Annotated in this window: 15 protein-coding genes; 2 read left to right on the top strand and 13 right to left on the bottom strand. The window is 34.2% G+C overall.

Annotation, left to right across the window (positions count from 1 at the left end; translation table 11 throughout):
* Window positions 1-27 precede the first annotated feature (27 nt).
* Window positions 28-480: a MarR family winged helix-turn-helix transcriptional regulator gene (locus tag EDD66_RS03285; protein ID WP_123608138.1), complete on the top strand. Its 453-nt coding sequence runs from the start codon at window positions 28-30 to the stop codon at window positions 478-480.
* A 16-nt stretch (window positions 481-496) separates the two neighbouring features.
* Window positions 497-1,330, top strand: a complete 834-nt coding sequence (locus tag EDD66_RS03280) for a DUF6544 family protein (RefSeq protein WP_243115286.1) — start codon at window positions 497-499, stop codon at window positions 1,328-1,330.
* 49 nt (window positions 1,331-1,379) lie between these two features.
* Here the strand turns inward: EDD66_RS03280 and EDD66_RS03275 are convergent, their stop codons facing one another.
* The 13 genes from EDD66_RS03275 to EDD66_RS03220 form a co-directional block, all read right to left on the bottom strand.
* Window positions 1,380-2,519, bottom strand: coding sequence for a DUF6709 family protein (locus tag EDD66_RS03275; protein ID WP_123608136.1), 1,140 nt, complete (start codon window positions 2,517-2,519; stop codon window positions 1,380-1,382).
* 132 nt (window positions 2,520-2,651) lie between these two features.
* Entirely contained in the window at window positions 2,652-2,795 is a 144-nt protein-coding gene (locus EDD66_RS18355; RefSeq protein WP_170164233.1) for a hypothetical protein, read from the bottom strand.
* Window positions 2,796-2,814: 19 nt separating this feature from the next.
* On the bottom strand, window positions 2,815-4,281 hold the full coding sequence (locus EDD66_RS03270) for a response regulator transcription factor (protein WP_123608135.1): 1,467 nt from the start codon (window positions 4,279-4,281) through the stop codon (window positions 2,815-2,817).
* Window positions 4,259-6,082 (bottom strand): sensor histidine kinase, encoded by a 1,824-nt coding sequence (locus EDD66_RS03265; RefSeq protein WP_123608134.1) that lies wholly within the window; start codon window positions 6,080-6,082, stop codon window positions 4,259-4,261. The genes EDD66_RS03270 and EDD66_RS03265 overlap by 23 nt, the downstream gene beginning before the upstream one ends.
* A gap of 26 nt (window positions 6,083-6,108) precedes the next feature.
* Entirely contained in the window at window positions 6,109-7,746 is a 1,638-nt protein-coding gene (locus EDD66_RS03260; protein ID WP_123608133.1) for a type 2 periplasmic-binding domain-containing protein, read from the bottom strand.
* A gap of 80 nt (window positions 7,747-7,826) precedes the next feature.
* Entirely contained in the window at window positions 7,827-8,654 is an 828-nt protein-coding gene (locus EDD66_RS03255; protein ID WP_123608132.1) for a carbohydrate ABC transporter permease, read from the bottom strand.
* A 1-nt stretch (window position 8,655) separates the two neighbouring features.
* Window positions 8,656-9,573: a carbohydrate ABC transporter permease gene (locus EDD66_RS03250; RefSeq protein WP_123608131.1), complete on the bottom strand. Its 918-nt coding sequence runs from the start codon at window positions 9,571-9,573 to the stop codon at window positions 8,656-8,658.
* A 76-nt stretch (window positions 9,574-9,649) separates the two neighbouring features.
* On the bottom strand, window positions 9,650-11,032 hold the full coding sequence (locus EDD66_RS03245; RefSeq protein WP_123608130.1) for an ABC transporter substrate-binding protein: 1,383 nt from the start codon (window positions 11,030-11,032) through the stop codon (window positions 9,650-9,652).
* Between the two features lie 299 nt (window positions 11,033-11,331).
* Entirely contained in the window at window positions 11,332-12,660 is a 1,329-nt protein-coding gene (locus tag EDD66_RS03240; protein ID WP_123608129.1) for a glycoside hydrolase family 30 protein, read from the bottom strand.
* A 14-nt stretch (window positions 12,661-12,674) separates the two neighbouring features.
* A complete protein-coding gene (locus EDD66_RS03235; RefSeq protein WP_123608128.1) occupies window positions 12,675-15,353 on the bottom strand; it encodes a GH36-type glycosyl hydrolase domain-containing protein in 2,679 nt (892 codons plus the stop codon).
* Between the two features lie 59 nt (window positions 15,354-15,412).
* On the bottom strand, window positions 15,413-17,542 hold the full coding sequence (locus EDD66_RS03230) for a methyl-accepting chemotaxis protein (protein ID WP_170164232.1): 2,130 nt from the start codon (window positions 17,540-17,542) through the stop codon (window positions 15,413-15,415).
* A gap of 255 nt (window positions 17,543-17,797) precedes the next feature.
* A complete protein-coding gene (locus EDD66_RS03225; protein WP_123608126.1) occupies window positions 17,798-18,289 on the bottom strand; it encodes a pyridoxamine 5'-phosphate oxidase family protein in 492 nt (163 codons plus the stop codon).
* Between the two features lie 53 nt (window positions 18,290-18,342).
* Window positions 18,343-21,462, bottom strand: coding sequence for a hypothetical protein (locus EDD66_RS03220; RefSeq protein ID WP_123608125.1), 3,120 nt, complete (start codon window positions 21,460-21,462; stop codon window positions 18,343-18,345).
* Between the last annotated feature and the right edge of the window lie 182 nt (window positions 21,463-21,644).

Raw genomic sequence — 21,644 nt, 5'->3', positions numbered from 1 at the left:
GTATTTTTTTGATAAAGGAGGTTTATAATGAAAAATCCAGAAGAAAAGGCTTATATATTTGGTTCCATCTTCACCTTATCCAATCGTCTGCAAATATTAGGAGACAAATTTGATGAGAATATAACCATTAAGCAATGGCTATTATTAGCTGCTATATTTAAAAATAATAGTCCATCTCCTACAATAAGTGAGGTAGCAGATATTATAGGTAACTCAAGACAGAATGTTAAGAAGATGTCCCTTATTCTTGAAAAAGACGGATTCTTAGAAATGAATAAGGATAAGAACGATAAAAGAATAATAAGGATTCGTTTGACCCAAAAATGTCTTGATTATTTTAAGGGCAGGGAAAAAAGAGAGAATGAATTTATTGAGCAGTTATTTCAAGATTTTGATGTAAAGGAAATCCATTCCATGAAAATGACAATGATGAAATTAGCTAAGAATATTTCAAAAATGGAGTCTATTATCAATGAATAAAAGGAGGAGAAAACCCTTGTTACTGATCCCATATGTTTTAGTTATACTTATTATTGCAATCTTAATATTTTTACTTATTCCTTATTCAAAGACCAGATCTGAATTTAATAATATAATTCTTAATAATACTAAAAGCACTTCCAAGAGTACTGAAAATTTTACTTTAGATGATATAAAAGATCTGCCAGGGCCTGTAGCAAAACACTTTTTGTATTGCGGACTAATAGGAACGCCAAAGATGTCTTATATGAAAGCTGCTTTTCAAAATGTAAATCTGATATCTGCCAATAAAATTCTTAAAGTGAATTATACTCAGTACAATTTTGTAGAAAAGCCAGAACGTTTTGCATATATTGAATCCTCTTTGTTCGGGATACCATTTGAAGGTTTTGATTCATATAAGGATGGAACTGGCAGTATGAAAGGGGTCATTGCCAAGCTATTCCCTATCTTTGATCAAAGAGGTCCTAAAATGGATAAAGCATGTCTTGTGACCATTCTTGCAGAATCCCTCTTTATACCAAATATAGCCTTGCAGGATTATATTATTTGGGAGGAAATTGATGATACTCATGCCAAAGCCACTATTACCTGCTATGGCATATCTGCCAGTGGTATCTTCACTTTTAATAAAGACGGTGCTATGATAGCTTTTCGCACTGATGATCGAATAGCCACAGATATGGATGGCTCAGAAAGGGAAGCCGAATGGTCCGCTATTATTGAGGACTATCAAACAATAGATGGAATAAAATTACCAAAAACCCTAAAAGCAGTATGGCATTTTCCAGAAGGTGACCAAATTTATTTTAATGAGAACGGTTCCATTGTAGAGATTACTTATTATTAAATAATAATAGAGGCATATATCTACTTGAAGATATATGCCTCTATCCGGATTAATAATTATTTCCCAGTTCCTCTGTTGATTCATCATTTGTAATATACGATGTCTCTTCTGTTGTCACTGCTGCCTGATTTTCGAAGGCTATTCTTTTAAATTGTTCGAAATCCTTTTTAAATAATTTCTTAAGGTCTTCACTGAAACCAACCAGGATATTCGGATGATTTTTAGAATATTCACCCAGTATTGTATAAATATCATTCACATTTCTCATTGTATAAGTATATTTCTTCCTGTCATTCGTATAAAGTACAATAATTCTTATTACTCCGGCTTTAATTCCATAAACTTTTTGGGTAGTTTCCTGAAGATACGCCCATACAATGTCATCATTTTTTATAATTTGAATTTTATTTCCTTTAAAATAATATGTCCATTTCTGACCTATTCTGACCGTTCCTATTGAAGCTGCATTCATGAAATCGGCTTCTATTTGTTCCAGCGAGACGCTGGATTCATTTCTTTGAACATATTTTTTGATTGGTGCTATGTATAAACCAGATAATCCTTTTATTGCTATTATCACACTATAAATAAATCCTAAAATAATCAAGGCTAATACACCATATACAATGTAACCATCCACAAAACCAATATAATCCACCTGAATAATATATGGAAGTGCAACCCTGTTGATCTCCTCTTCTGTTGGCTCTCCTAAGAATCCTGATGTTTGAAACCAGTCTTCATAGTATTCATACACTTCATCGGGCATCTTATTAATTGTTCCCTTTAATTTTATCCCAGTAGGAGGAGTATCTGTATTTCCCATAATATATTCATATGTCTCATTGCATATTCTTTCAGATTCTGCAGCATTACCAGTATCTATTTCCAATGCCATATACTCTTCTTCACCCACAGGAATAATATAATAATTCTCTGTCACACTCTCTTTTCCACTTTCATTTTCAATATAATATTGGGCAAAATTATCGATCAAAAAATAAAATTCACCCTTTATATATGAATTCGGAAGTTCCTCTATAGACAGAGTGTTAAAATCTCTGGGTCCCTCCATCAGATTCAGGAAGCATCTGTGAAATATTCCAATAAGTACGATACAGATTCCAAGATATAGCAAAATCTTTGTCCTAACCTTTTTTAGTGACTCCTTTTTTAATTGTTCCAGCATATTCTTTCTCCCTTCAAGACAATATCACCTTGTTTTCTATTATACGTATTACTATGGTAATATACCATTATTACCCATAAATGTATATAGTATTATTATCTTAAATAGTTTTCAAACCCCATCAAGAATATGCTATTTTATTCCATTTTCATATTCTACGATCACTTTTCTGTCACCCTGGGCAACTGCTGGATCACCGGTATTATTGATGACATGAGAGATCCCGGGATTACCTGTGATCATTACAGAACATATATTGAAATGACAGGTATCCATAATTTCTTTTGCTTCTTTCTCATATTATATCAGATCCGTTCTTTTTCCCCATATGGATATTTTTTCGATATTCTGTTGGAGATACTCCGCATACACTTTTAAATATCTTCATAAAATGTTTTTCATTATCATATCCCACCGCCTGGCTGATATCCAAGACTTTTTCTTCTGTTTCCTGAAGTAATTTCTTTGCTTCATCAATTCTGATTTTTTTCAAATAGTTCACAAAATTCATTCCTGTATATTCTTTAAAATTAAGTGAAAATAAAGAATAATTCATAGAAATATGATTCGAGACTACAGCCATGTTTAAATTTTTTGAAAAGTTTTCATGAATATACCGAATGGCTGTATTGATTTTTTCTTTATTCTTATAATCATTAAATTCTTCCAGAATGACTTGCTGCATTTGTCGTATCCACCCAAAAAATATAGTGTAATATTCATTTGCACTCTTATAACGTAGTGGATCTTTTAATTTATTAAATTCCTGCATATCAAATTCAATGATTCTTTCGTAGGTTTCAATTAATTTTATTAGAATCTGTTCTGTTACTTCTAATAACTTTTCAGGGGATATTTTATTATTTTTTGCCTTAAACTGAATTCCTGACAATTTAGATAAGCTTCCATCAATTTTTGCTGTTCCAAACAGCTGTACAAATTGGTCAGCAAAGTCATCGGGAACTGTTTCATATTCGTAAGCAACCTCTTGATAATAGCAAAATGGCACACATTTTACAAAAGCTTCTTTTCTCGCCTGGATTGCTTCTAAATATGCATTTCTCAACTCACGGATTCCTTCATGTACCTTACTGATGCCTACAGAATAATTCTTTAATTCACCATTGATTAAAGGAGAAATTTCTCCTTCTTCTGCAATAATCACACAGTAATCATCCACATCATTTAATACAAGTACATTTTTATTTTGAATCGTTAAGTCCATAATACAATTGCACTGGCACACAACATACCTCTCCCGGAAAAAAAGCGTACTGAATTGTTCCTCGATCATACGTATTTCTTCATCACTGATCTTTTGATTCAGTAAAAGATATTTGAACTGCTGGTTTCCTATTTGTTTAATCACAGAAGTCTTAGCCTTTTTATCTTCCAGTTCCTCATCTATCTTTACTAAGATGGAGTTTATTTTTTCACGTTCTATGGGCTTTAATATATAGTCACGAACACCTTGCCTTAAAGCCTCAACTGCATAATTAAAATCGTCATATCCACTTACAACAATGATTTGAGGTTTCTCATCTAAACTTTGAATTTTCTTTACTAATTCAATCCCATCCATTTTAGGCATACGGATATCCGTAATCATCACGTCAATTTTTACGTCAGTTAATATCTGAAAAGCCTCTTCCCCATTCTTACACTCAAGAATCTCTTCAATATTCACGTCAGACCGCTTAACCATTACTTTAATTCCCTGACGTATCATCTTCTCATCTTCAACAATCAACAGTCTCTTCAACTTTATACACCTCACTATGAGTTATCGGCAGTTTTATAATAACCTTCGTATAACAATTTAATTTTGAGACAACACTAATGCCATATTTCATGCCAAATGCAATCTGTATACGGTCTTGTACATTCTTAAGTCCAATACCATTACCGGAACCACCGCCCACATCAATTTCACCACATATCTTCTTCTGTAATTCTTCTACTTCTTCCTCTGACATACCTCTGCCGGAGTCAGTAATCTCGATTACATAATCGCTGTCTTCAATAATCGCTTTAATATAAATACTGGAATCCTCAGCCAATTCTTCAATTCCATGATAAATAGCATTCTCAACAATAGGCTGTAATGACATTTTAGGTATTTGCTGTGCATAAATAATATTTGGAATTGTTAATGCAAGGTTAATCTGATAATCAAATCGTAAATTAATCAGGTCTAAATAATTCTTTATATAATCAATCTCCTGGCCAACGGTTACATTCTTTGTGCTCCATTTCATTCCATACCTTAGTAATTTCCCTAAGGACGTTACTGCATCTGAGATTTCATATTTTTCGTCAATCTCAGCCATCATTTTAATAGACTCTAAAACATTATAAATGAAATGGGCATTGATTTGATTCTGAAGAGCCCTGATTTCTGAATTCTTCATTAATAATTCCCGGTTGATATTCTCTTCCATTAACCGTTGTATCGTATCTAACATCAGATTTATATTAATACCTAATTCGCCCATTTCATCTGTTCCGGGATGCTCCACCCTTGCTTCAAGATCACCATCCTGAATCTTACGGATAGTACTAAGAGTTTTATAAAAACGATATAGCAAAGCCTTTACTATTATGTTTATAAAAAAACCCAAAACTATAAAAGCAATGGTTAATCCCGAAAAATAAAGATTTCTTTCTCTGGTTAAATTATCTAACCGTTCTTCCATACTTACTAAGCGGATGGTATAACCAGAAAGTTCCTTCATAGGCATAATGCCAATAACAACCCTCTCTCCAGCTATTTTAGTACTAATATAAGTCTCTTCTTGTTTTGCATATTCCAATTGGTATACAATATCACCTTTTAACTTCTCCCATGTATTTTTACCCTTTTCACTCTGTGAGTAAATTTTTCCATTCTTATCCACAAAGCAGCCCCACTCATTATCACTGGTCTGGAAGATTTCCGGGAATATGGTATCCATACGTACAGCCACTTCAATAGTCCCTATGTTCCCTCTTTCATAATTCTCAATTGAAGTGACAAGGGCCATCGTATGATCTGAAGAATTTACTGTTCCCGAAAACAGCTCATCTTTGTAATCAAACTGCCATTCCCCTGAGGAATATTCCTTTGCCCACTTAAGCTGCTGCATTCTTTCATTTCGATATAAAATTGGCATCATTTCAGAGAATGAATTGTTATTGGCATAAACCCTTATTTGATAGAGATATGGATTACTATTAACTAACCTTTCCAACATTCCAATGTCATCTTTGTAAAACGCTACCAATTCAGAGGTTTCTACTTCGACTCCATCCTCTAATTTAATAAGGAATTCATTCAGATTTTGATAATTAAGAAAAACCTGTGTTGACATATTACACAAATCAACAGTTTTTTGTACTACTGAATAATTCTGATTCATATTATATTTCAGATTACTAAGCTCCTGACTAATAATATTATTCTTCATATTCTGGAATAAAATTAAAAATATAATACTGACAGGAATAACTACAATGATCCCAATGATAAATGTAAATTTAATATTTAGTTTTTGCTTTAAAAACCATAATTTACGTTCTTTCATAGACTCTCCTGTAGTATGCACCTTTTTCATTCCATGCCAAGTTTTTTCTTAGTCTCATTCATCTGTTTCGTAGATTCCTCCAGGATTTTATCATATCCTAAATCAATTCTTTTCTTTTTAAATTTTTCCAGGATAATATCAAATTCTTTCTCTGAATCTGCCAATAGCAGCCTAGGTAATGTCTTCCCCCATTCCTGCTGTATCTGAGAGTAAGCATTGGATATGTCCGTTCCATTTTCAAATATTACATCGTATTGAGCTGTATAAGCAGCATAAGGATAAGTCCATTCTTTCAGCTGTGCCATTGGTTCCCCTTCATTAGTTCCCCACTTAGACTGCATTACATTATCCTGCAGCATCCAAAATGCATTATCTGCTCCATAAATTTCATCAAATTTCTTCCGGTCTGTATTTAATAAAGCCTTAATCTTAGGTTTCATTACTGGTTTGCCATCAACATCATCATAAGTTACACCTTCTATCCCAAGGTATGTCATTTTTTGTCCACGTTCACTAATAAAGTAACTTAAAAATTCAATTGCTCTGTCTGGGTATTTACAGTTTTTCGAGATAAATGTTACTGTCCATCCATTTAGACCGGCGCTGGGAAGTGTTGGATCTTCACCTTTTGAATTCTTAGGTCCGTCTACTGCAATATATATTTTATCCGGATCCTTTGCATATAAAGTTTTTTGAGGTGTTTGAATATCACTGCCCTGATAAAGAAGGCAAAAATATCTTCCTTCCGCCATTTTTTCTTCCAATTGCATTCTTTTGTCAATAAAAATTTCATCATGAATATATCCCATCTCGTTTAACTTACGAAATGTCTTTAACCACCTTATATATTCCGGATCTGTGTATCTATCATAATACTCTCCATTCATTTCATATGGTATGGACAAGAAATTATGCAGATATTTATCAAATGAATTACATCCATGAATCGTAAATTCATCAGACCCAATGGGAATAAGTGGCTTATTATCCACCTCAGGGAAATAAGCCACTGCCTTTTCACACGCGGCTATAAAACCTTCAGGAGTCGTCATATCAGGACTTCCGATGGCTTCATAGATATCTTTTCTTACTAAAAAATTTTGATTCGATCCAATTTTTTTATTGTTTTTATAATCATCCGGACTAAAGGAGGAACTTGGATAACAGTAGAAATTGCCATCTCCATTCTTATACCAGTCAATGATCTGACCATCTGCTACTTTATAAAAATATGGATCATACTCATCCGCTAATTTATTTAATGCATATACTAAATTTTTCTTTGGTAATTCTTGTGCCTGCATATCCCACCAGCCTAAAGTAATGAGATCAGGTAATGTATCAGAGGCGATCATAGAGTTTAATTTTTCCATCTCATTTCCTGTTGGCACTATGAAGTTAATGTCTACACCTGTCTCTTCTGTAATTGCTTTAGAGATCAGATTCTCCCCCCAGGTGGTCGTATACCAAGAGAAATTAATATACCAGTCTAATGTGACTTTATTAAGCGCATTCTTTTTCCAACCGGGTTCATTTGCCGTTTCAGCAGGTTCTTCCACTCTCTTAGATTCCTCTGTTTTATCAGCAGTCTTTTGACACCCTGTCAACCAAACAATACTTATGATAAGAATTATGTAAAAAAAGTAAGACTTTCTTCGATTCATTCTATTAACCTCTCTTTTATCATTCCTATTAGTCCTATTATAACAAATAATTGGAAAAATAAATAGTATTGTAACTAAGGTTATTCTTTAATCCCACCTGCCGAAATACCACTAATAATATATTTGGAACAAAATGCAAATGCTATCATAATAGGTAATACTGAGATTGCAACAGTTAAATAAATTGCACCCTGATTACTGGTAATATCCTGTGACGCTTTCATAGAACCCATCATAATCGGCAATGTAAATTTCTTAGGGCTATATAATAAAATCAATGGAGTTAAATAATTATTCCAGGAACCAATAAATGTTCCTATAGACATGGTAGCGATTCCGGGAGCCATGATAGGCAACACAATTTTATGAAAAATTCGGATTTCGTTTGCACCATCAATTCTTGCTGCCTCAAGTAAAGCCTTCGGTAAAGTAGCCAATGTATATTGTCTTAAGAAAAATACCGTAGCAGGACTTGCAATAGCAGGAATAATCAAAGGTATATAATTATCCGTTAAAGTCATTGCATTTACTAAATCATAGAAACCAAGTAAACCTAATTGAGCCGGTATCATCATAAATATAAGAATACTAATAAAGATGATTTTCATTCCTCTAAATTTATAGATTGCTAATGCATACGCCGTCAAAGCTGAAAAATATGCAGTTAATATCGTACAGCATACAGCAATAAACAAACTATTTAAAAGACCACGAAAGATATTAAAATATCCTGACATAGTATTCCAGTTATCTTTTATATTATTACCTGGAATTAATGTAAACGATGTCATAATCTCACGTCCACTTCTGGTCGCATTTACCATCATAAGCAGGAATGGGCATAAGCATATAACACTAAGGATGATAATTGCTATATATAATATGGTTTTTTTCACTTTAGTCGACATATTAATCCTCCTTCTTATGATACATAATCTTATACTCAATACCTGAAGCAATGGCAATTATTATAAATAAGAAATATGCAATTGAACTTGCATAACCAACATTGTTATAATTAAATGCTGTATTATATAAATACATTACTGCTGTATTAAGAGAGCCATTAGGTTTGCCTATTCCATCTGTAATCAAGAAAGGTATGTCAAATATCTGAAGGCCGCCAATTAATGAGGTGATTGCTACATACAATAGAATTGGTTTTAATAATGGAAGTGTAATACTGCCAAATACTTTCCATCTGCCTGCTCCATCAATAGCAGCGGCTTCAAAATAGTCTTTAGAAATCCCTTGCACACCGGCCATTAACATAATAAATGAATTGCCAAACCACATCCATGCTCCGATTATAGCCACAGCCAGCTGTGCTGTTCCTGGTTGACCCAGCCAATCAATACCTACTTTTACTACTTTCGCATCAATCAATATCTGATTTAAAGTTCCAAATTGCCAATCTAATAACGCTGCAAAGAGAAATGCAACCGATGCAGGTGCAATTAGGTTAGGCAGATAGAATAACGCTCTAAAAATACCAACACCTTTCATACGATACTTTAAATCGCTAAATATAATTGTAAGTAGAAATGCCAAGCCTAACTGAACTACTATATTTACACTCCAAATTTTTAAGGTATTCAATAATGCACGCCAGAACATAGCATCTTTTATAACTCTCTTATAATTATCAATCCCTATCAGTACAGGTTCACCATAACCTTTATACTGGGTAAAACTCAAATATAATGTTCTAATTACTGGATAAATACTAAATATTAAAAATATAATAACAAATGGTAAAACAAAAAGATATCCGGTATTATTTACATTCTTTCTTCTACGAGTTCCCAGATTACCAGGTATTCTCATTCTTTTCACCTCTCCGGTCTATTTTAAAAGTTATGGGGTGGATAATTCAACCAAATGAACCCCACCCCATAAGATATTATTTCGTTATTTCGAGTTCAGGATAAATAGATTGAACATTTGTATAGAATTCATCTATTGCTTGTTCCTTCGTCTTATCACCCTTTTGAACAGCCTCAATTGCTGCTCCCCAATAATTTCCGATTTGAGTATCATACCTAGTAATTAATGAATAATCAATATTTTGTGCTTCATTTAAGAAATATGCATATGTTTTTTGTTTACCATATGTCTCATTTTCAACATCTTTTACTGATTCAAGAACAGATTTCATAGATACGATATCACCTTTAGATACATCAGTCCACCACTTAGCAGTCTCTTCATCCAATGTAGTAAACTTAACAAATTCCCATGCAAGTTCTTTTCTTTCACTATGAGAACTAATACCAACAAATGTTCCGCCACCAAAGAATGAGCATGGACCAGACGCTACACCGAAGCTGCCTGCATTATCTCCTGCATTATCCCTAACGATCAATGAACCCCAAGATGGAAGTGCATAAGCAAATACTTCTGTCTTATCTCCACCAAGTCCTTCAAGGTCTTCTGCTGCTGCCCATTCTGCATTCACAGGAATTGGACCTGACATTGATGCATACCATGCTGCTGACCATTCTGGTGAGAAAGCTACTAATTTATCCTGATACAATTTTACTGCTGCATCCATATAGTCAAGTCTATCTTGTGATAATACCAGTTTATTATCTTGAACCCATGCTCCACCGCCATTTGGGAACCATCTTAAGTTACCGGTATCACCAAAGATTCTGTAACCTGCATTTTTTACTTCAACTGCAGTAGCAGCAATTGTGTTATAGTCTTTAAATTTTTCTGATACAAAAGCTGGGTCTTCATTACCCCAGATCTTCTGTGCAATATCTCTACGGTAATAGATTCCACCAGGAGTAGCCTGATAACTTAGTGCTCTTACTTTTCCTTCAGAATCTCTACCTGCTTCATATATGTAATCAACGATTAAGTCTTTATATTGTTCCGCGCCATATGGTTCTTGTGATAGATCTTCAAAGAAACCTGCCTCAAAGAAATCTGGAAGCATCTGTGGTTCACCAACGATAATATCAGGTTCTTTTGCCTTACCTCTTAATGCTGCTGTAAGTTTTGTTGGATAATCAGCTGGTGCAATAACAACTGTTTCTACCTCAACTCCAGGATTTTTTTCCATGAACTTATCAGCGAATGCCTTTAAATCTTCTGCAAGTGTCCATATTACAAGTTTTCCCTCTAATTTAGCTGGTTCATCAGAAGCAGTATCCTCTGTTTTAACTTCCTCTTTAGAAGCAGCTGGTTCATCTGTTTTGCCGTCAGTCTTGCCACATGCAGCTAGCGATAATGCCATAATACCTGCAAGTAACAAAGCAGTAACTTTTCTTAATTTCATACCATTTCCTCCTTTAAATGTTTTTCATCACAATACTATTGTAACTTTTCTTATTTCTAAGTTTAATTGCCCTTTTTTTGAAATGGTGTCATTTTTTTATTAGTGATTCTTTTGTCAAAAGCCAGATTTATATTTTGAAAAATAAGGATGTGTATATATTCATTTGGCTGCTTATCTTTCAGCCGGTCGACGCCAAACTAAATATATACACATCCTTATTCAAATATAGTTTGCTAAGGCTTTTGACAATGTAGCAACGCGAAATCGAGCTTAGGGCTGAACTATAACCACTATAATCATTAATAAGAATAAATAATCGTAGCTATTGTATGCGGTTGTAATATAATATCCTTACCAATAGAACCCTCTCTCACCGTAACATTCATTGTATTGTCTGTTCCATTCATTAAGATGATGACTCTTTCATCGTCCGGATTTAGGAATGCACAAGCATCCAATCTGGTAGTGTATCTTGTTATGCCAATACAATAGGCTCCTTCTTTTATATATTTACTGAAATGGCCTATATAATAGTAGCTTAATCTTTTTTCAATTCCTTTTTCATCTTCCGTACACATAATTGGTGCTGCACAGAAATTCTTCACATGATTTGGTCCGCCAAAAGCATCTAATAACAAATTCCAATCGAAAAAAGCACTTACTCCATGGGTGAAATTACCAATCATATCATGAGCATACATCTCTGCTCTCGCTACTTCATTGGAATCCATGAACCGGCTGTATTCCACACAGCCTTCGGTAAAAAAGATTTCCTTCGTCGGGTATTTTTCCTTTGTCAGCCTAAGACCTTCAAAATGATCTCCTGTATACCAATGAACTGCAATCCCATAAATATATTTTGCAGCTTCCTTATCTTCGAGTATTGCTTTGGCCCGGTCATATACAATTTCTTTATTGTGATCCCAAACTAATATTTTGACTTCCTTTAATCCTTCTTTCTCTAAAACAGGTCCTAAAAAGTCTCTTACGAATTCCATCTCTTCTTCTGCAGAATATAAACAGGAATCCCAGGTCTGGGTAGCTTCTGGCTCATTTTGAACACTTAAATACTCTACATCGACTCCCTTCACTTTTATCTCTTTTATATATTTTGCAAGGTAATTCGCCCATGCCATGTAATATTCTTTTTTTAGCTTTCCACCGTTATTCATATCATGATTCGTCTTCATAAAAGCAGGTGGACTCCATGGAGAGAGAAGAAATTTTATACCATTATTACTTACTTTTAAAGCATCGCTGATAAGTGGTAATATATATTCCTCTTCCCTGTTAAGATTAAAAGTATCAAATGAACCATCTTCTTTATCTGTCACTGCAGCATAGTTAGAAAGTGCAAAATCACAGCTATTTATATGGGTACGTCCAAGAATATAGGCTAAGCCTTCTTTAGAAAAATAGGCATTTACAAAATCGTTTTTTGCTTCCTTAGATAGCTTTGAATAGTTATATCCTGCTGCTTCTGTAAATGCGCCGCCAAATCCTTTCATTTGCTGCATTTTATATTCAGGATATATATTAATTACATTCATACATCCTACCTCATTAAGCTTTTCTTCGGTTTCCACCCAAAACTTCTTCTGATTATAATCTGTTGTTATTATCTTCATAATACCCTCCATTCTTATGATAAGATTACCCGTATCGTATGCTCTCTTCCCTCTTCTAATTCAATAATATCTTTTCTGGATATTTTGGCAGTCTCTTCTGAGGTCGTATATAACTTATTATCTAAATAAATTTCATCAATTTCATAATCGCCAATTTCCTTTAAATTCTTATTCACATAAAGTACGGTAATATTCTTATCTGCAAAAAAGGTCTGAATAGAAGTACTACCTTGTTCATCAAACTGTTCAGCCACTAATTTAGGATCTAATACTAAATCTCCATATTCTCCTCTTACACCATACATCTGCGTCAGCATTGTCAGCATGAACCAGCTGGCTGAACCGGTAAGATAATGATACATTCCTCTGCCTCTTTTGTTAAAATACTCAGGAATTCCCGGATACATTCTGCTGACTTTAAAATCCATTGCATGGAGATAAAGAGATTTTAGAACTTTATATCCTTCTGTCACAAAGCGTCTGGAATAAAGGGAATAAGCATACATTACGGCCATATGGCTGAACACTGAACCATTCTCTTTATTTCCATATGCAAATCCAAACATTCTGCCTAAATCTGTTTTTACTTCTTCAAAATTTGTATTTAATCGATAACCGCCAACAGAAATATCGTATAAATAATAATCCATGGTATTGACTATCTTTGATACTTGTTCATCCGTAGCGGTTTTTGACATAATAGTAAAAACCTGACTTGTTAACAGAACTCTTGCTTTATCTTTGTATACCCCTTCCACCTGTTCTTTATGATTGTCATAATATCCATTAAACCAATGATTCCCTTCCTCATCAGCAATATATTCCAAGCTGCGGATATGTTTTTTTATCCATTCCGATTTCCCATTCAGCTTACTTATTAGATCAACTACTTTTATCTTTGCTTTTTTCCCGGATATATAACTGGTACATAAATTACAGTAATGTTCTAACACTTTCCTCTTTTCTAATGGTGAACTATATACACTCTCGGATTGGAATAATAATGTAACCAGTTCTTCTGCAATTTCAACTTCAACTATATTCTTTTTTTCTAAGATCCAGGTAAGAAGTTCTGAAAGTGTGGCCAGATTTCCTGCATATGCTGCTGTGAAAGCGACACTTTCACCATTCTCTTTTGCCATATCCAAAGCATCATTCCAGTCTCCACCTTTTAACTTCATATGATTATGCTCTCCTACATCGTAAAATGCAGTAAGGTGCTGTACTAAAATATGCTCCAAGATAGTTCCATTATAGATTTCATTGGAATAAGTTCTTAATTGACTTGTCTGTCCATCCCATAATCCATCCCTGCCTTCTCCCCTATTGCTGATGGAATCTTTAAAATATGTGTTCTCTTCAAACAAAATATCTCCATCACCAGTTTGATGAATATATAAGTTAGTGGTAATTAATGGCCATAGCCCATGATCCATCCATACTCTTACAATAGAATTCCTGTCAGCTATAAATTCACCTGGTACCAGACCAATGATGGTAGCATTACTCCCATCAATGCGGACTCCGCCATAATAACTAACTAATCTGTTCCTAACGCCCTTGGCGTCATTTAGTAAAAGCGCCAGGCTATCCTGCCATAAATCTCTCCAGCCCCGTCCCCCTCTTCCATAATCATGATGAGGTAAAAATGAGCATCCGTAAATCCTTCGTAATGTTGGCTGAATACCAACCCATCCTGCAAAATAATCAAATGTATCATCCGATGTTTTGCATTGAATCGTAGATTGCTTTTTCCAATAATCCTTCATTTCCTGAAAAGCAATTCCTTCCTCAAATTCATCTAAATATTTTAACCCTTCCCCATTATAACTAAGAACAATATAATATGTCTTAGATTCCTCAGTCTCTAAATAAATCTGTTCAAAGCGGATTCCTCCCATTGCTTCCATTCCTTCTATGCAGGTTCCTGTTTTACATAATGGAATGTCATCACAAACTACTGCCCTTGGCCAGCTAAGTCTTCCTCCCTCTCCAATGAAATCCTCTAATATCGGATAGAATCCTACAGGTTTATGCTTATTATCTTCTCTTGCATATACGCCATAGGATACTTCATTTTTCTTATGACCATGTTCATTAAAGGATAATGTAGGTGTCACGACAACCCCATCTTCTTCTACTCTTATCCTGTGTAAAAGAGAGGTAACATGTCTATGATCTCTTAAATTATCCGCACTTCTTCCATAGATAGGGACTGCCACCGTTGGAACAAGATTCATCCTCTGATGCCCTATATTTTTAAAGGTCACCTTCATTATTTCAACTTTCTCTTTTGTTGCGGGACAATAATTTAATACATCTGACTGAATCCCAATCCTTTCGTTTCTTCTTTGAACAAGGTGCCACAGTTTTCCTCCAGTCACTGTTACTTCCTCTCTACCCTTTTCAAATTGATGGATCTGCTGTTCTCCTGAAGTTCCTGCGATCGACCAGATAATGGATCCGTTGATCTTCACCCACATATTCCGCCCCATATTACTGGAATGAAGATTTTCTATACTCACCGGTTCAAGTAAAAAAGCATTCTGCCCGATTTTACTGTCTCCATTTAAGTTAGGTGTAATGCTCCCCATAACACCCCCTTCATTTCCAATGGGAAAATATAAATAACTTGTTTCGTCTGCTGCAGTTAGTGAGAAATCTCCCTGCCTATTTAAGAATTGAATACTCATATTTTGTCCTCCAAACCAAGCAAACTCAAGATGTTATTGTTACAAATTATGTTCACTTTTTAGTTTAATTTAAATAATGCGATTGCCTGCTCTAATTCTTTCATTTGTATCCTAAGCTCTTCCGTTATTATATTAAGGCTTTGGGTACACTCTGCCTGATTCGCCAAAGAGTTTTTTACCATACCTGTTGTTTCCACTGATTTCTCCGAAAGGAGATGAATATTCTTAATGGAATCCAAAACGTTTTTACGTTCCCCATTTATATCATCAATACTTCCCGCTACTTCTTCCATATTTGATACGAATTGTTCAACATATTCACTTATCTTCATAAAAATATCAGCTGTATTTTTAACGACTGCTTCTTGTTTATTTACTATATCTTCTGCATATTGTACGGTATTAACTGTAGTGCCGGTATAAGACTTTACTTCTTTTACAAGATTACCTATATCTATAGCGGTCTTTGCCGAATCCTCAGACAATTTTCTGATTTCTTCAGCCACAACACTAAATCCCTTGCCGCTTTGTCCTGCTCTCGCTGCTTCAATAGATGCGTTTAATGATAAAAGATTGGTCTGTGATGCAATATTCGTTATATCATCTACAAATTGAACTATGGACTCTAATTTAGTTCCAAGCATATTAACATTATCTTTCACTTCTCTTGTTACCTGATATGTAGCTTTTGATTGTTCTGTCATCATATCCATTGCATGGATTCCATCTGCAATTACATCTTTTGTATATTGAATATAATTCACAACTTCAGAAGTATTTTCATCAACAATCTTTATTTTATGGGATAACTCCTCCATTTGATTATGACAGCCATTTACTTCATCTGCTTCTTGGCTTATGTTTTCATTGATTCCTTCTATACTTGCTGACACTGTATCTGTCATATTATTAAGTTCTGATGTAAGCTCACCTACCTCTTCCGTAGATGCAGACACTTTACTCATGCTCTGCATTACCATTTCGATTAATTTCCTTGTATTTTGAATTGTTTCCGTGATTGCAACCTGGACCTTTCCAAATTCATTTCTTCTTATCTTATCTTTCGTTATACTTAAATTACCTCTTGCTACTTCATTCAATCGATTTACACTCATTTGAATGTTCCTGGTAATATTCATAATGATGATCGTTCCGATCAGAAAAGCAATGATACATGATAAGGCAATCATGATCAGTGTAATATTTTTAATCTCATCCGCTTCGTAGGTTATAACATCTTTAGGAACCATAACCGTTAATATTCCGCCTGTTACTTCACTGCGGCAGGCTATGAAAAAATAACTTTTCCCATTGTAATCAACATAGGTAGAAATTGGCTTACTACCTTCATAATTTAACTTTTGAAAAAAAGGTAATTCTGATATTTTAACATCATTATTTAACCCGATCTCTCTCCCATTGGATGCAACAAATGATACGATACTTCCGTCTCCGAAATTTAGCTGTTTCATCAAATCTGTAATTGCTTCTTTGTTTATATCTACAACAATTACTCCGGACTTTTCACTGTTTCCTAATCTATTACTGCAATACATTCCATATTCTTCTCCGTTTAGCCCTAATTTTTCATCTATTAATATATGTGTTCCTCCCCAATAGATACTTGCATCATTAAACATATCCGGCTCTGCATCTTTTAATTGTGTAGCGAAACTTTTCATTTTGGATGTGCTTAAAGTGGCTGTAGATATGATCCATCCAGTATCCTGAGGTATAATATGTATATTATTAATAAAACTATCCGCAGTCTGCATTACAAGTATATTATTGGATATACTATCGCTAATTTTTGTTTTGGCCGTTATATCATTTTCATAAGCTCCCATTGCATAGGAGACTAAATTCTTATCCTGTGCTAACATCAGTGTATTAGATATAATAGGTTTAATACCTTGATCCAAACTCTCTACTGCCATTCCCATGGCACTCTGTGTAGAACTTTCATAATTCTTTATCATACCAACAGAAGCTCTTGAATAGGAAACGGTACCCACAATAATTAAAAATAAAATAGGAACGAAAAAACCAATGATAAGCTGGAATTTAATACTGAGTTGAGGAATAAATTTAATTTTTAATTTTTTCTCTTTCTTTTGTATCTCTTTCCCTTTTATTATTCTTGAGAAGTTTAGCATTTTTGCTGTTGTTGATTTTTTTGTTAATTTCATCACATTTCTCATTTGTATTTCCTTTCTTTCTCTCATTTTTAAAGGTATCTTACTAAACTCTTTGGTATATGGGATTTCCCATCTTCTTAAAATAATTTTATTAAATGTAAATGTAAATTTCAGTACACTAATTCATAATGTAGTGTGATATTTTTATGTTAAGCACAAAAACAGCACATACCTTTTTATGTATGTGCTGAATATTAATGTATAATACTTAATAAAGAAAATGCTTATTAGATACGGCTTAATGCCTTATCTGATTTTGCCTTCTTCAGTCTCTACCTTATTCACAAAGTCCATATTATAACGTACAGCACCGTGGTCTTTAATCACCGTGCCTCTTGTGATTCGGATTGCCAGAATAATGCAGTTTTCATCCTGTTCATTGTTTGCGTCGTCGTACCATTGGGAAAATGCTTCACGAAGTTTAGTCCTTAGCTCAGCGTTTTTCGGGTCTAAAACCCATCCGAGGTTTTCTCCAATTCCATTTCCGGAAAACCATTCGAAGCAAACCGCAAACGCAACCTCTTTGTTTTGAGCTATCTGCTGCATTTTAGTTGATTTCGCCCAAGTAGTAACATAAAACACGCCGTCTTCATAATAAGCGTCCACATCACGGACATAAGGACGGGGTTTTCCGTCAGCATTCGGTTCCATTGCGATGGTTGAGAGAGAGATAACATTATCTTTTCCGTTGCCGCACCTTTCCTCGATTAACTTTATTCCTTCTTCGTACCTGCTCATTTTTAACTCCTCCTACTAAATTCTTCATTATTGTAGTATAGTAAATTATTTAATCATTCCATTATATGAATTTCAACATCTATAGATTGAACAGCACCGGATCTTACATCTTCTGCAGCTTTACCCACCAAAGAATTGTCATTCACTGTTTGAATTGTTCCATCCTGATAGCTTAACTTATAGTTATAAATATTGTAACGTCCAGGAATGAGCTCATCTTCTTTATCCAGATGATAAGTGACTGGAATATTCCCCAGGAAAGTACATTGTATTTCTTTATTATCATCAATCAAATACTTTGGAATTCCTGGCTCAAATTTTAAAATCAACTCCTCTTTATCCATGGAAAATGGAGCATTTCCAAACATCATTATCTGCCACATATGGATAAATTCTGCTGTTGAACCACTTAATCTTGCAACGAAACCTTTTCCATGAATCTTTTCATCAGGGTTAACACTGCTGGCAATAAAGGACGAATTTTCAAGGGGACTGCGGCCATATACATCCCCATCTAAAAATGGAATACATGCTTTATAAAAATCTTTGTAAAATTCTTCATATAAGCCTGACTTTAAAACCTCAAGGAGATATTTGTATTCCATATGTAACCAGATAGATTCATTTTCAAGCCAGCCCGGAGTAAATGCCTTAGCTCTCCCAATTTCAAAAGATGCATTATAAAGTGATTCATTTACTTTATACATGCCTAACTTCTCATCGTATAATGGACTTTGGATAACTTTTTCGTACATTTCCTTTTTGATATCAGATCCATAGTTCATTTTTAAGAACCTTACCGGCCCTTCAAGAAAACGGGGCATGACTATAACTTTAAATTTTTTCGGGATAATAACATCTTCTATCTTATCATAATCTGTTACTGAATAAGCAAAGTATGTAGGGCAGATTCCTTCCCCATATTGGATAGCCATTTGTATCCCTTCCCGGATGAATTGGTTCCAGTTTTCTAAAGTCTGAATCAAATAATTATGGTCAAGAGTATGTTCTGTTCCTTCAATTCCCCATTTTGTTGCAACCCTATAGTTTTCTTTCACTTCATTTGTTTTATTCCAATAGGTAAAATGATCACTCTTCCCTGAAATATATTCTTCTAAATTTAAATTGATCAAATAAATAAAGTTTTTTATTTCATGAGGGACTTTAATATCCAGAGAATACTGTTTTAGTTTTAAAACCATATACTCCAGCATTCTGGCCAACTCATAAGTTTCTGCCATTGATGATCCGAAAAGTCCTGGCAGACCATTTAGTGCATCATACCAGCCAGGTTTTCCCCCTTCCATCTCTATTCCCATACCATATGGATCCAGAGCTGCAAATTTATTTGCTGCCAGGATCATTAATTTAGTCATTAAATTCGTTTGATAAATGTCACCTTTTCCATAATCTGTTCTGACCTTGGTATGTTTTACATCTTTTTTTGTTTCATGATCAACCGCATTATATTGTCTGATCCCGTTATCCGTTAGAACATATCTCTCACTCCGTGGTCGAATGAGTGCTTTTGATTCAAAATATTCATATGTAAAATCATTAAATAGAAGTTCTTTCTCTTTATCAGGATAGACAGATGTATAATTTTCAATTAAATCAAGATTATAAGTCCAATGATCTGACCAATATCCTTCACCAAAATCTGCATTGACACTACCCGTTGAATATTCAACCGCCATATTCATAAATTCTTCATAGGAAATGGTAAGTTGCAGCTGGTTCTTCATAAGAAAGCGGAATAAGCTCCCTGGTGTATATTCTTTAGAAAAGAAATCTTTTAATAAAAGTTTTTCCTCATCTTTAACGTAAGTAAGAATCCTATCCTCTTTTTCATTCTTTAAGGTATATGATATTTCCTGTACAGAAAGTGGATTATAACCATCTAATTGGATAAGATTATAGAACGTCTTAATGTTAAAATCTTTCACATAAGGTGTAAATAATGTATCACATCTTCGGTTTTGGTTCACATCCCTAAAGTTCCCATTTCCCTGGGAATAGAATTCCGGCAGCATCCGAAAGAAATTATAATCTCTTTCAATATCTCCATGCTTTCTGGAATATAGATAAAAAATATGATTCTTTCCCAGCTCAATTGGAAATCCGCCCCTTAATACATTGTCTAAATAAGTTTGCTTACAATAAGCATCAAACACTCTGGAAGCTGTCTTAGTCTGAATTACACTCGTAATTTCTTTCGTTAATTTGATTGCTTCCTCATATTTTTGTTCGTAAAAGTCTCTATTAGTACATTTCTCTAACAATTTATATAATATATCTTTACTTTCTGTCTGCCCAATGAAACCATATACTGTATAGCTTTCACCCGGCTTTAAGGAAATACTCTTTCCAAAGAAGCCGCACGGCATATTATTCTGCTTTACCTGAGGTTTTAAGAATAGTTCGTTTAAACCGTCACGTACAAAAGAAGTTGGTATGGTCATTGCCGAATTATATTCAAACACTGCCTCCGGATCAACGATCGCCGGCAGTTTATTTCCCTCTTCATCAATGGTAATATAAAAATTACCCCCTTCCACCTGGCTTACCTTTGCAGTATCTTCCATACTCACACGTACACGATAATATGGTATCCTATTCTCTGCATCTTCCACCTGCATCCATGCTTTTACAGTCTGTCCCATTGTTTTTATGGCATTTAAATCAACTCCATATGGGATGATTGCCGGCATACCGTCTAACAGCTCAATATTCTGAATCTGATTACTATGATTTATGATACTGACCTTTCTCACAAGACCGCCCAGTTCTTCTCCCGGCAAAGTAAAATATAATATATTAGTTTGTACCTTATGTTCTTCTGAATAATCTTCTATTTCTAATTCATTCATCCCTATATACATTTTCCTGGATTCTGTTTCACCATGAAATGGTTCATAATATTTCTCATTTATTTTCAAGAATGTACGGAAGCCAAGTGTTGAAGTTAATTGATATGATTGATGAGCCGGATAAAATTCCATAATGGAATGATTTTTATCCATAACACCAAAACTTGTGATCCCCTGACCTCGGTTTACATAAAAACACCAGATTGGAATTCCTAATTTTCCGCTGATTCCTGGTAAAAAACTGGAAAATGTGGATTTCTGATTGTAATTCTCTAGAATATAACGACCTTTTTTATCAAACATAGTTCTCCTCCTATTAATGCAATGCTATATTGATTATATTTATTCTATCGGATTCCCATTTTTATTTACATTCAAATATTTTTGTTTTTAGTATCTTTTTTTTATTAATAATTCAGCCATCCAGCAAAGTGAAATCGAACTTATGGCTGAACTATAACTTTTTTATCCACCATATTTCTCAA

It is taken from the genome of Mobilisporobacter senegalensis (assembly GCF_003752155.1).
In the GTDB taxonomy this organism is placed as follows: domain Bacteria; phylum Bacillota; class Clostridia; order Lachnospirales; family Lachnospiraceae; genus Mobilisporobacter; species Mobilisporobacter senegalensis.
The sequence above is the reverse complement of the archived record's forward strand: the minus strand, read 5'-3'. Positions and strand labels throughout refer to the sequence as shown.